Annotated in this window: 9 protein-coding genes; 3 read left to right on the plus strand and 6 right to left on the minus strand. The window is 61.2% G+C overall.

Annotation, left to right across the window (positions count from 1 at the left end; genetic code table 11):
• Positions 1 to 254 precede the first annotated feature (254 nt).
• Positions 255 to 596 (plus strand): DUF805 domain-containing protein, encoded by a 342-nt coding sequence (locus LRL22_RS07715; RefSeq protein WP_041234118.1) that lies wholly within the window; start codon positions 255 to 257, stop codon positions 594 to 596.
• A gap of 166 nt (positions 597 to 762) precedes the next feature.
• Here the strand turns inward: LRL22_RS07715 and LRL22_RS07720 are convergent, their stop codons facing one another.
• Positions 763 to 1,800 carry a Mal regulon transcriptional regulator MalI gene (locus tag LRL22_RS07720; protein ID WP_005344074.1) on the minus strand — a complete coding sequence of 346 codons (1,038 nt, stop codon included), beginning with the start codon at positions 1,798 to 1,800 and terminating at the stop codon, positions 763 to 765.
• Positions 1,801 to 2,091: 291 nt separating this feature from the next.
• Here LRL22_RS07720 and malX point away from each other — a divergent pair, with 291 nt between their 5' ends.
• The gene (gene malX / locus LRL22_RS07725) at positions 2,092 to 3,663 is read left to right on the plus strand and encodes a maltose/glucose-specific PTS transporter subunit IIBC (RefSeq protein WP_005353570.1); all 1,572 of its coding nucleotides are present in this window, start codon (positions 2,092 to 2,094) and stop codon (positions 3,661 to 3,663) included.
• Positions 3,664 to 3,750: 87 nt separating this feature from the next.
• The gene (locus LRL22_RS07730) at positions 3,751 to 4,941 is read left to right on the plus strand and encodes a MalY/PatB family protein (protein WP_270905097.1); all 1,191 of its coding nucleotides are present in this window, start codon (positions 3,751 to 3,753) and stop codon (positions 4,939 to 4,941) included.
• 142 nt (positions 4,942 to 5,083) lie between these two features.
• Here LRL22_RS07730 and ruvC read toward each other — a convergent pair whose 3' ends face one another.
• The 5 genes from ruvC to LRL22_RS07755 form a co-directional block, all read right to left on the minus strand.
• On the minus strand, positions 5,084 to 5,605 hold the full coding sequence (gene ruvC, locus LRL22_RS07735; protein ID WP_005334512.1) for a crossover junction endodeoxyribonuclease RuvC: 522 nt from the start codon (positions 5,603 to 5,605) through the stop codon (positions 5,084 to 5,086).
• A 115-nt stretch (positions 5,606 to 5,720) separates the two neighbouring features.
• Positions 5,721 to 6,770, minus strand: a complete 1,050-nt coding sequence (locus LRL22_RS07740) for an efflux RND transporter periplasmic adaptor subunit (protein ID WP_270905098.1) — start codon at positions 6,768 to 6,770, stop codon at positions 5,721 to 5,723.
• A gap of 15 nt (positions 6,771 to 6,785) precedes the next feature.
• Positions 6,786 to 9,848, minus strand: a complete 3,063-nt coding sequence (locus LRL22_RS07745) for an efflux RND transporter permease subunit (RefSeq protein ID WP_270905099.1) — start codon at positions 9,846 to 9,848, stop codon at positions 6,786 to 6,788.
• Between the two features lie 167 nt (positions 9,849 to 10,015).
• On the minus strand, positions 10,016 to 12,355 hold the full coding sequence (locus LRL22_RS07750) for an acyl-CoA dehydrogenase (protein ID WP_270905100.1): 2,340 nt from the start codon (positions 12,353 to 12,355) through the stop codon (positions 10,016 to 10,018).
• A 48-nt stretch (positions 12,356 to 12,403) separates the two neighbouring features.
• Entirely contained in the window at positions 12,404 to 13,057 is a 654-nt protein-coding gene (locus tag LRL22_RS07755) for a TetR/AcrR family transcriptional regulator (protein WP_041208826.1), read from the minus strand.
• Positions 13,058 to 13,479 lie beyond the last annotated feature (422 nt).

Below are 13,479 nucleotides of genomic sequence, written 5' to 3' on the forward strand. Positions count from 1 at the left end.
AAGCCACCGCTCTCAAGCTGCGAGGCTCCCATCCAGTACGAAAAGGGAGGCTGGTGGCAAGTGAGCCATCTGCCAGGACATGCTCCGCCATCCTCGTTTTTTATTTTTCCGCGTTAATATCTTTTAATAATGTTTATTGTGTTGGTACGGCTAACGCTATTGGCTATTGTTGAACTGCTCCGGCCAATTGCGACATAACGCATTAAAGTTGGCACAACAACATTTCTGTTCAGGTACTTATATCGAGGTGTGTGATGAACTTTTATTTTAAAGCATTCAAAAACTACTTTAACTTTCATGGGCGTGCATCACGTCAAGAATACTTTATGTTCTTGCTGTTCCATACCGTGATTGCTGTGATTTTAACGCAGTTATTCAACTCCCCGGATCATATAAATTATGAGCTTGGCGTGTATGGCTTGCTGACCATTATTCCTTGTGCGGCGCTGGCTGTGCGTCGGATACATGATACCAATCGTACTGGTTGGTATTTGCTGCTCGGTGCAGTCCCCATTATCGGATTTGTTCTGTTGCTGCTGATTAAATTGCAAAAAGGTTCTGATGAAGCCAACCGCTATGGTGAGGCGTTGCTGTAAATAGATGGCATTGCTTCTCATCGCAATGACAAAACACCGCCCATTGGCGGTGTTTTGTCATATATGGGGATGCCATGAGTGATGGGGTGGGCATCGGCAGATAAGGCCGCTTTACTCATCCAGCTTGTGGTTCAGGCCCCCTTTACTACTCTGCAAGCCTCCTCGCTCAGGCTGACTCACGCTTCTGCAAGTTGGGGGTGATGATATGGCGGTTGGGGGCGAGCTCGGGTTGCTGCATCCGGGTCAGCAGTCGTCTCGCCGCCTGTCGGCCGATTTCGCGGGCCGGTGAGCTGACAAAGGTGAGGGCGGGGGAGGTGAGTTCGGCCTCCGCCACGTCATCAAAGCCGAGCAGGGCCACCTGCTGGCCGATGTAGTTGTCCTTGCCCACGGTGCGGCCGCTCGCCTCGACGCCATAGATGGCGCCGAGCGCCACCTCGGGGTAGTGGCAGAGCACGGCGGTCACCTTGGGGTGCTGGTGCAGCAGCTGGGCGATGGTGTCGGCGGCGCTGCGCTGGGTGCGCTCGCACTCCAGTACCCACTCCGGTTTGAAGGGCAGGCCATATTGCAGCAGGCTGGCGCAGTAGCCGCCGATCCGCTCGGCGCGGGTGAGGGAGTCGGCCCGCCCGCCGACGTAGGCGATATGGCGGTGGCCCTGCTCGATAAGATAGGTGGTGGCCTGCTTGGCGGCGTGGGTGTTGTCGGGACCGATAAAGTCCACGTCATCCCGATAGTAGGAGCGGGCGGCGCACACCACCGGCAGCTCGGAATCGAGCAGAGTCTCCAGCGTCTTGGCCGCCGCGCCGCGCACCGGATTGAAGATGATGCCCGCCACCCCCTGCCGCGACAGGGAGTGGATGCTCTGCTGCAGCCGCTCCGGGCTGTGGCCGCACTGGGTCAGAAACAGCAGATAGCCCTGCTGCTCCAGCACCTCGCTCACCCCGGCGGTCACCTCGGTATAGAAGGGGTCGGTGATGTCGCGCAGGATCAGCCCCACCAGATTGGACTGCTGGCTGCGCAGGTTGGCGGCGGCGCTGTTGGGCACATAGTCGAGCTCTTTTATCGCCTGCTGCACCCGCTCGGCGGTGGCCGGCGAGATGCGCCCCTTGCCGTTGAGCACCATGGAGACGGTGGTGACCGACACTCCCGCCCGCTGGGCGACATCGGTGATCTTGGTGGCTTTGGCAGAGAGGGATTTGGGCGACATAGGGCGAATGGACGACGGACAGTTGAGAGAGAGGCCCCAGCATACCTGCTTGGGTTGCCAAGTGAAACGTTACATCACCATCTGGCCGATCCGGCTCACAAATTTGGATCCTGCTGCCAGCCAGCCCCCTTATTCTGTGATCCTGTCGGCACTTGCAAGCTGATAAAACGTTTTATCATCCAGCAAAACCTGATGCTGACCCGCGCCTTTTGCTTCGAGATTGCTTCGAGATTGCCTCGAGCGGGGGAGGGCAGCCGCAGACATTGCTGTCTATTCACAAGGAGCCGTTTCATGGCCAAGCCTCAAGCCAAATCCACCATCTGGGAGTTCCTGCAGAGCCTCGGCAAGACCTTTATGTTGCCGGTCGCCCTGCTGGCCTTCTCGGGCATCCTGCTCGGTGTTGGCAGCTCGCTCACCAGCGATGCGGTCAAGCAGAGCATGCCCTTCCTCGACAATACCGTGCTGCAACTGCTGTTCCTCTGGATGACCAAGGTAGGGCTGGTGGCCTTTATCTACCTGCCGGTGATGTTCGCAGTGGCCATTCCGCTCGGGCTGGCGCGAGAAGAGAAGGGGGTCGCGGCCTTTGCCGGTTTCGTCGGCTATGCGGCGCTCAACCTATCCATCAACTTCTATCTCACCGTGGCCAACGTCATCGGTGACGCGGCGGCGGAGAAGGCCTACGGGGTGAAATCGATCCTCGGTATCAGCTCCATCGATACCGGGATTCTGGGGGCCATCATCGTCGGGGTGATCGTCGCCAAGTTGCACGCCCGTTTCTACACCTACAAGATGCCCGATGCGCTCGCCTTCTTCGGCGGTGCCCGCTTCGTGCCCATCATCACCGCGCTGGTGCTGGGTGTGGTCGGTCTGGTCGTGCCGTTCGTCTGGCCCTGGTTTGCTGCCGGCATCAACGGTATCGGGGCACTCATCTCCCACGCCGGTCCCTTCGGCCCCTTCCTGTTCGGTACCGGTGAGCGTCTGCTGCTGCCGCTCGGCCTGCACCACATTCTGGTGGCGCTGATCCGCTTTACCGAAGCGGGCGGCACCCAGCTGGTATGTGGTCACGAGGTGAGCGGCGCCCTCAATATCTTCTACGCCGAGCTCTCCTGCGCCGACACTTCCGGCTTCTCGGTCTCTGCCACCTCCTTCCTCTCTCAGGGCAAGATGCCTGCCTTCCTCGGCGGCTTGCCGGGCGCGGCGCTCGCCATGTATCACTGCGCTCGCCCGGAAAATCGCGGCAAGATCAAGGCGCTGCTGGTCTCCGGCGTGGTGGCCTGCGTCATCGGCGGCATCACCGAGCCGCTCGAGTTCCTGTTCCTGTTCGTGGCGCCGGTGCTCTACGTTATTCACGCCATCCTGACGGGTCTGGGTTTCATGACCATGGGGCTGCTTGGCGTCACCATCGGCAACACCGACGGCAACCTGATCGATTTTCTGGTGTTCGGCGTGCTGCAAGGCACCGCCACCAAGTGGTATCTGGTGCCGGTCGCGGCCGCCATCTGGTTTGCCATCTACTACAGCGTGTTCCGCTTCGCCATCGTGCGCTTTAACCTGAAAACCCCCGGCCGTGAGATTGAAACCAGCGAGACTGCCCAGCCCGCAGGCAAGAAGGCTGGCAACAGCGGTTACAACGGTGAAATCATCCTCAACGCCCTGGGCGGTGCCGATAACATCCTGGCGCTCGATAACTGCATCACCCGCCTGCGGATGTCGGTGCAGGACATGAGCCGGGTCGATGACAAGGTATTGAAGGCAAACGGCGCCATCGGGGTGATCAAGCTCGACGAGCACAACCTGCAGGTGGTGATCGGCCCGCAGGTGCATCTGGTGAAAAACCAGCTGCAGAGCCTGATGGGGGCCTGAACCGGCCAATAAGATCCGAACGGGGGGCGCAAGCCCCCCTTGTTTGCCTCTCCCTATATGTCTCCTGTTTATGGAGGGAGAAACTTCATGCACGATATTTATGACTTCGACCATGTGGTCGACCGCCACGGCACCTACTGTACCCAGTGGGACTACGTAGCCGACCGTTTTGGCCATGCCGACCTGCTCCCCTTTACCATCTCCGACATGGATTTCGAGACCGCCCCCTGCATTCGCCAGACGTTGGCAACCCGACTTGAGCACGGGGTATTTGGCTACAGCCGCTGGAATCACGACGACTTCAAGGGGGCGGTGAGCAACTGGTTTGCCCACCGCTACGGGGCGAGCTTCGACCCCGAGACGCTGGTGTACGGCCCCTCGGTCATCTATGTGATTGCCCAGCTGGTGAGCCTCTGGTCGGCGCCGGGGGAAGGGGTGCTGGTGCATACCCCCGCCTACGACGCCTTCGGCAATATGCTGGCTGCCAACGACAGGGTGCTGCTGCCATGTCCGCTCAAAAAAACAGAGGGGAGTTACCAGATCGACTGGCAATGTTTCGAGCAGCAAGCGGCCCGCTCCGATTGCCGGATTTTGCTGCTCTGCAGCCCCCACAACCCCACCGGCCGGGTCTGGACGCGGGATGAACTCGGCCGGATGGCCGCTATCTGCCAGCGCCATGGGGTCAAGGTCATCTCGGACGACATCCATATGGATATGAGCTTTGCTCGCTACCTGCCGTGGAGCGAGGTGGCGCCGGACGATCACTGGGCGCTGGTTAGCTCGGGCTCCAAATCCTTCAATATTCCCGCCCTTGGCGGCGCCTATGCCTTTATCGCCAACGCCGAGGCGCGCGCCGCCTATCTGCAACGGCTCAAGGTGGCCCACGGCCTCTCATCGCCGCCCATTCTCGGGGTGCTGGCCCATATCAGCGCCTATCGGGACGGCGGTGCCTGGCTTGATGCCCTTAAAAGCTACCTGCACGGCAACCTCGCCCATGTGGCGGCGCGACTCAACGCCGCCTTCCCCGCCATTGACTATCGGGTGCCCGAGGGAACCTATCTCGCCTGGATTGACCTGCGCGGCCTTGGCATCGACTCCACCGAACGGATGGATGCGCTGCAAACCTTGCTGGTGGAGAAATACCGGGTCGCCATCATGCGCGGCGACACCTACGGCCCCGAAGGCACAGGCTATATCCGCCTCAACGTCGGCTGCCCGCGCTCGAAGGTTGACCAGGGGCTCGACGCCCTGATCGGCGCGCTGGGGGAGGTGGGGTAGAGCAAATCCATTCAACATGAGAAACATAACGGGGCCATCAGTGATGGCCCCGTTATGTGGGGAAATATAAAAAACCGCCCCGGATTTACGGGGCGGTTTTTTATTTTGCGATACCGAGATGAGCCGTGGACGACACAAGGGCTCAGCGATAGCGGCCACGTACCGAGCTGCTGGCGCGGCCGGCCATCTTGATCAGGCTCTGGCGGGTGTGCAGGTGGCAGAGCGCGACGCCGAGGGCATCTGCTGCATCCGCCTGCGGGGTGGCGGAGAGTTTCAGCAGATGGGTCACCATATGCTGCACCTGCTCCTTGGCGGCACCGCCGGTGCCGACTACCGCCTGCTTGATCTGGGTGGCGGAGTATTCGCTCACCGGCAGGTAGGCATTGACTGCTGCGACGATGGCGCTGCCCCGGGCCTGCCCCAGTTTCAGGGCCGAGTCGGCGTTGCGGGCCATAAAGACTCGCTCGATGGCAAACTCGGTGGGCTTGAACTGGGTGATGATCTCGCATACCCCGTCATAGACCTGTTTGAGGCGCTCCGGCAGCTCGCCGCAATCGGTGCGGATGCAGCCAGAGCCCAAGTATTCGGCCTTGCCGCCCACGACCCGGATAACCCCGTATCCGGTGATCCGCGAACCCGGATCGATGCCCAAAATAATGCTCATGGGTGTTGATTGCTCTAAACGCGAGTGATGGCCGCCAAGATAGCAAACTGTGGCCCGTTTGGCTGTATATCCCGGGTCAAGCGGGCAAAGATTGGCCAGCCTGCGTCGAGCGTGGCTAGCCCTTGAACAATTCTATGGTGTCGCCATCCTGCAGGCTGCCTGCGCCACGCACCACCACCCGATCCCCCTGCTTGAGGGCGCCGCTCACCGCCACCTGCTGGCTGTCGCCAAACAGCACGGTGACCGGCACCCGATTAACCTTGAGCGACTTGCCGCTTCGCGCCACCTGATAGACCACGCTGCCATCGGTGCCGAGCACCAGAGCATCCCGGGGCAGCAGCATGCTTTGCTGATCCCCCAGTGGCAGGGCAACCCTTACCGGCGAGCCGATGATGAAGTTGCCCGCTTCCGGTTTGAGGCGCAGCTCGATGAGGCGCGACTTGGGATCGGCGCTGGCGGCTCGCTGGTAATAGACGCCGTGACCGCTCAACTGCTCCCCCTCCACCCGCAGCCGGGTTTGTGGTGCCAGCTGCTGGGCCCATAGAATGGGGGCCTGCAGACGGATATCCGGCTGATCCGGGTTGACCAGCTCCAGCGCCTGCTCGCCCGCGTCCACATGCTCTCCGGGCTGGATGAAGTGGTTGTTCACCACCCCGTCGAACGGGGCATAGATGTGGCTGCGGCGCAGCTGTTCTTCAATCTGGTTTACCTGTATGGCGGCCAGTCGCTCGGCCAGCGCGGCCTGCTCCACATCGTAGCTGGCCTTGTCGTACTGGCTCTGGGAGGCGCTCTTTTGCTGATGCAGCCGGGTGATCCGCTGGGATTCGGCGCGGGCGAAGCGCAGGTTGCTCTGCCATTTCGCCTGCTCGGCGCGAGCCTGCTCCAGCGAGAGGCGCAGCGCTGCGTTGTCGAGGCGCAGCAGCTCAGCCCCTTTTTTGACCCGGCTGCCAAATTCGGCGATCCACTCCACCCGGCCGCTCACTTCGGCGCTGAGCGACGCTTGCTGGCGACTCGCCACCGTGCCGCTGACCCAGATATTGGCGGCCGCATCCCCTTGGGTCACATCCGCCAGGGTCACCATCTTGCCCTGATCGGCCAATACCGGTAGCGCACTGCCTGCAATCAGCACAGCGCCAGCCAACATTTGGGTAATCATATGTGTCATCGATGAGCTCCTTGCTCAGGCCCGCTGGCGCAGGGGTTGTGGGATCGCCACCTGCTCCCCGAGACGCAGGAAGGCAGGCAACAGGATCAGGGTAAACAGAGTGCTGCAGCTCATGCCGCCAACAATGACGGTGGCGAGCCCGCGGTAAATTTCGCTCCCCTCGCTCGGGCTCAGCATCAGCGGCAGCATGCCGAAGATGCTGGTGAGACTGGTCATGGCGATGGGACGCATCCGGCTTTGCAGGGCATCGGCCACCGCCAGCTGGCGGCTCATGCCGTCCCGCTCGGCGGTGCGGGTCTGATGCACCAGCAGGATGGCGTTGTTGACCACCAGTCCCAGCAGGATGACAAAGCCGATGATGGTGAGCAGATCCATCGGCAGCGGCACCAGCAGCCCGCTCAGTTGCAGCGCCAGCACGCCGCCAACCGAGGCAAGGGGCAGGGTGAGCAGCACCAGCAGGGCATCCTTGAGGGAGGCAAACACCCCCCACAGCAGCACCAGCAGGATCACCACGGCGAACAGGAAGATGGTCCCCAGATTGTCGAGCGCCTGTTGCAGGCTGTCGGCATTGCCGGCAATGCGCAGCTCGCCACCAGCGGGCAGCAGGGGGCGGATGGCGGCAAAACTGCGGTTTTTCAGGGTGTCGATCACCTGCTCCATGGTCATGCCTGCCGGGGGCGCTATCTGCAGGCTGATGCTGCGCCGCCCATCGGCCCGGAAGATACTGGTCGGGCCCATGTCGTGCTCTACCCGCAACAGCTCGCCAAGGGGAACGATGCGCCCGGAGGGGGTGGCCAGCGGCACTGCCTTCAGTTCGTCCGGATTGGCGGAGCTCTGCCCCATCAGCATGATGTCGAGCCGATCTTCGCCGTCGAAATACTCGCCAACCCGCAAGCCGTCGCCAAAGGTCTGGATGATGGCGGGCAGGGGCGTGCGATCCCAGCCCACTTCGGCGAGACGCCGATCTTGCGGCACCAGTTTGAGCTCGGGGGCGGTGAAGTCGAGACTCGGCTCGGGCCGGATCTGTGCTCCCGGCAGGTCCTTGCTGAGGATCCCCATGCTGGCACGGGCCGCCTGATAGAGCTCGGGCAGGTTACCCCCCTGCAGCAGCAGGGAGACGCCGTTTTCGCTGTCAAAGCCGCCAAACAGCGACCCCTGACCGCCGAACACCCGGGTGTCGGGAATACCCACCAGCAGCTGTTTCATCAACAGGCTCTCCAGCTCCTTGATGCGGTTTTCGTCCTTGGGGCGCACGCCAATCTGGGCGCCCCCCGGGTAGCGCAAGATGTAGTAGTTCTTGAGGGCAGGCTCTTTCTCCCCCTTCATGTAGGGGGCGAGACGGGTGATCAGGGTATCGATCACCTCTTCGCGCTGGGCCTTGAGATTGACCCCGGGGGTGAAGTTCATCCAGACATCCACCGCGTCCCGTTTCACGTCCGGCAGATAGTCCATCTTGGGCAGCAGCGCCCAGGTGGCCAGTGCCGGCAGGCTCATCATCAGGGTGATGACCGTCCAGCGCTGGCGTGAGGTCGAGGTCCAGCGGATCACATGACGAGTGGTGCGCTGCCACAGCGACTCATAGGGATCGGTCAGCGTTTCATGTCCCATCCAGCGCGCCGCCACCGCAGGCAGCACGATGACGGCGACCAGCATGGAGACAGTCACGGCGCAGGCGATGGTGAGCGCCAGATCGGCAAACAGCTGACCCTCCACATCGTTGAGCAGCAGCACCGGCAGGAAGATGGCGACCGTGGTGAGGGTGGAGGCGACCAGCGCCGTCCACACCTGACGGGTGCCTTCGAGCGCCGCCTCCGCCTTGCTCAAATCCCCCCGCTCGTGGCGCCGATAGATGCTCTCCAGCACCACGATGGCGGCATCGAGCACCATGCCGACGGCAAAGGCGATGCCCGCCAGCGAGATGATATTGAGGGTGCGATCCATCACCTTGAGCAGGCAGAAGGTGAGCATGATGCTGATGGGGATGGCGAGGGCAATCATCAGGGTCGCCTTGAGCTGGCGCAGGAAGAGCCAGAGGATGGCGCAAGAGAGCAGCACCCCGAGCCCCAGGTTGGCGGTGACCATGCTGACGGCGCGATTGATGTAGAGGGAGGCATCGAACGACTGCTCCATGTGCAGCCCGACCGGCTCCAGCACCTCGCGGTTGAGCTCGTTCACCCGAGCCTTGATCGCCTCAAGGGATGCCAGGGCATTGGCACCGCTCTCCTTGAAGATCTGGGCGGCGATGGCGGTATTGCCGTTCTGGATCCGCAGCACCGGGTTCTCTTCCCTGGCCACCCTTACCTCCGCCACATCCCGCAGATAGATGGGCAGGCCATTGCGCCAGTCCACCACCTTGTCCCCCAGCGTCTCGACATCATAGCGACCGGCGAAGCGCAGCTTGTACTCCCAGCGCCCGATGTCGAGGGTACCGGCCGACACGTCCCAGCCGGTGGTGGCCCGGCTGGCCAGCACCGGGATCTCCACCCCCAGCTCGGCGGCGCGATAGGGGTCGAAGCGGATCTGGATCTGGCGCTCGTTGATCCCCTCGACTGCGACTGTCGAGACCCCTTCGATGCGCTCCAGCTCAGGTTTGACCCGCGCCTCGATCAACGCCTGATGATCATCGATCACCCCTTTGGCCCCGGGCAACTGCTGGATGAAGAAGAAGGTGAGGGTATCGTTGCTGCTGTAGTTGTTGACGTAGGGACCGCCGATCTTGTCCGGCAATCCCGAGACCCGGTTCAGTCGCGAAATCACATCGAGTTGGGCCCGCTGCATGTCGGTGCCGAGGGCAAACTCCATGTCGATTTCGGTAAAGCCGGGATAACTCTCGCTGGTGAGGCTCTTGAGCCCCTGAATCCCCTGCATCTCCTGCTCGATGGGGTCGGTGATCTCCGACTCCATCTCTTGCGGCGAGGCGGAACGCCAGCTCACCGAGATGTTGAGGTGTGGACGATCGATGTCGGGGAACAGCTGGATCGGCAGTCCCCGGATGCTGAGCAGGCCCAGCAGGAAAATCAGCACGATCGAGACCGCCACCCAGATGGGGCGTTCGATCGCCGTTTTGGCGAGGTTCATTCACTCTTCCTGAGTTGTTGTTATCGGCCATTCCGCTGGCCTTGCTTCCAAAAGCCCCTGCAAAGGGGCTCAAGCATTTAACTGGAATTCTCCCGGCTTGTAAATGCATGGTTAACAAACAAAAAAACCGGCCACGAGGGCCGGTTTGGTACTAGTTTGCCAAGGGATCAGGCGGCGTGCTCGACCTTGTTTGGCTGCTTGTTTGCTTGCTGGGAGAAGCCTTCCAGCTCGCCAGGGGCGAAGTTGTCTACCTGAATCGCTTCGTAGCGCAGGGCATCGGCGGCCAGCAGTTTGTCCGCTTCGTCCTTGCTCAGGATGGAACCGGCCAGTGCGGCGGCAACCAGCTCCGGCAGCGCCAGTTTGCGAGGCAATTTGCCCTCTTTCTGTGCCTGCACCAGCTTCTTCTCGTAGGGCTGCACGGCGATCATGGCCTGGAAGGCACGCTCCATCAGACCGACCGGATCCGCCTCATCCTTGCCCACATAGCAGAGGGCGGTCAGACGGTCGCGGAACTCGCCCGGCTTCATCATGGCCAGGCAGATGGCGTGGCAGCGATCGTCGGCCGGCATCTTGTAACCGACGCCGAACGGGAACACCACGCGCTTGAGTACGGCACCCACCACCTTGTTCGGGAAGTTCTGGAAGAAGCCCTCGAACGCCTTGCCAATCAGGTAGAGGTTGCGCTCGACCGCGTACTGCGCGAACGGCAGATCGGAGACCATGCGGCCCTGATCCTCGTAATGCTTGAGGGTGGCGGAGGCCAGATAGAGATGGCTCAGCACGTCACCCAGGCGGGCGGAGATCATCTCCTTGCGCTTGAGATCGCCACCCAGCATCAGCATGGAGACGTCGGCGCACAGGGCCAGCCCTTTACTCATGCGGGAGAGCTGCTTGTAGTAGCGGGCGGTTTCACCGGCTACCGGCGCGCTGTTGAACTGACCCAGGGTCAGCCCTTGGAACAGGGAACCGAAGAAGTTGCCGGCGCCAAAGGCGATGTGCTTCATCAGCAGGGCGTCAAACTTCTCGAGACCGCGCTCCACGTCGGTATCGGCTGCCGCTTCCAGCTCGGCAAACACATACGGGTGGCAGCGAGTGGCCCCTTGCCCGAAGATCATCAGGTTGCGGGTCAGGATGTTGGCGCCTTCCACCGTGATGGCGACCGGAATCCCCATGTAGGCGTAGCCGGTGTAGTTTTTCGGGCCGAGCTGGATGGCTCGACCGGCGTGGATGTCCATGGAGTCATCCATGATCTGGCGCGCCATCTCGGTCATGTGGTACTTGGAAATCGCGGTAACGATGGCCGGTGCCTGACCCAGGTCCAGGGAACCGGCGGTCATACGACGGGCCCCTTCCAGCTGATAGGTGAGGCCGCCGATACGGGCCAGCGCTTCCTGCACCCCTTCAAACTTGCCGATGGACATGCCGAACTGCTTGCGCACATAGGAGTAGGCGCCCACGGTGCGGCTCGCCATGTGACCGCAAGCGGTGCCCAGAGCAGGCAGCGAGATGCCGCGACCGGCGGAGAGGCACTCCACCAGCATACGCCAGCCGCGACCGGCGTAATCCGGGCCGCCGATGATCCAGTCGAGCGGAATGAACACATCCTTACCGAAGGTCGGACCGTTCATGAACGCCAGACCCATGGGGTAGTGGCGATCGCCAACGCGCACACCCGGGTGGCTGGTGGGGATAAGCGCGCAGGTGATGCCGAGCTCTTCCTTGTCACCCAGCAGCTTTTCCGGGTCATAGAGTTTGAACGCCAGCCCCAGCACGGTGGCTCGTGGCGCCAGGGTGATGTAGCGCTTGTTCCAGTTGAGGCGAATACCCAGCACCTCTTCACCCTTGTGCATCCCTTTGCAGACGATCCCCTTGTCAGGAATGGCGCCGGCATCGGAGCCCGCTTCCGGACCGGTCAGGGCGAAGCAGGGCACCTCTTTGCCACTGGCCAGCCCCGGCAGCCAGAAATCTTTCTGGGCCTGGGTGCCATAGTGCATCAGCAGCTCGCCCGGGCCGAGGGAGTTGGGCACCATGACGGTGACCGCCACGCTCAAGCTCTTGGTGGCGATGCGGGTGACGATGGTGGAGTTGGCAATCGCCGAGAACTCGCGGCCGCCATAGGATTTCGGGATGATCAGGGAGAAGAAGCCTTCTTTCTTCAGATAGTCCCAGACCGGTTCTGGCAGGTCTTTGGTTTCGTTGACGATCTTGAAGTCATCAACCATGGCGAGCAGGGTTTCGACCTGATTGTCGATAAAGGCCTGCTCCTCCGCGGTCAGCTCGGCCTTGCCGTAGCCGTGCAGTTTTTTCCAGTCGGGGTTGCCGCGAAACAACTCGCCATCCCACCAGACGGAGCCGGCTTCCATGGCCTCCCGCTCGGTAGCTGACAAGGGCGGCAGTATCTTTTTGAAGATGCCGAACACCGGACGGGTTACCACCTTTTTACGGATGGAGGGTACGCCGAGCACAACGGCTATCGCCAGCACCAGCAGGACAAGCAATGTGATCATACCGAAGTTCCTTCTATTTCACTGTTTCCGTTGATTTATTGTTGGTTGTTACACGGCCAGGGAGAGCCTGGTCGACTCCACGGGCGCCCCGACTCCGGACGCCAGATAAGGAATAACGTTGCGCACCAGCCCTTCCACATCGAGCTGCTGGCCAAAATCGGCCAGGGCGATGTCGCGCAGCGCATCGGCAGAGGCCATGGTGAATACGACGGTGCCCAGGGTGAAGTGCAGGCGCCAGAAGAGATCCGCCGGCGACAGGGCCGGGTTGGCCTTGGAGATAGCCTGGGTGATCCGCTGCAAAATGGGGCCGTAGTGGGCGGTGATAAAGCGGCGCAGGTGGCCCTGGCTGTCGATATAGCCGCGCCCCAGCAGCTGCATGAAGATGGCCGGGCCGTTGGCCCGTACCGCCGAGAGCTTCATCAGCGGTTCGACAAAACTTTCAAAGAGTTGCAGCAGGGTGAGCTGATCCTGCTCCATCAGCACCCGCAGGCGGGCATCCAGATCGGGCATGAACAGACTCAGATAGCGGTCGAGCACCGCCTGGATCAGCTCCTTCTTGGAGCCGAAGTGATAATTCACCGACGCCAGATTGACGTCGGCTTCACTGGTGATCAGACGCAAAGAGGTATCGGCGAATCCCCGCTCGGCAAACAGCACTTCAGCGGCGTCGAGAATACGGTTTTTGGTATCGATTTTACTCACTGGACACCTCACTTAAACGAATGTTTAAAAAGTACGTTTCATAACGTGAAGTGTCAAGAGAATGTGAATGAGTGTTAGCGGAATGTTTTTCGATGAAAAAAGCACAGTGGGCGGAACTTAGTCAAAAAGCAGGACTCTATATCTATGCCACTGCAATTAAACATTAAGTCTCGCCCAACCTGCACCATGCTAGTTGGGCCTTTTTTTGCGCGTCTGTTACCGGTTTGCGGTTTGCAGGCAAAAAAAACCGCCGCAGGGTGCGACGGTGGGGAAAGTGAGTTCGCGTCATCCTGACGGCAAACTGTCGATGCGAGTTCAGGCATGTATCGACGGGAGCCAGTATGCCAGTCAGCCCGGCTCAGACTATGTCAGCTTCGCGGTATTTTGTGACAAAGTGTGGCAAGCACTGGCGTGGCCCAATT

The organism is Aeromonas sp. PI_26 (assembly GCF_027854445.1).
GTDB classification, from domain to species: domain Bacteria; phylum Pseudomonadota; class Gammaproteobacteria; order Enterobacterales; family Aeromonadaceae; genus Aeromonas; species Aeromonas veronii.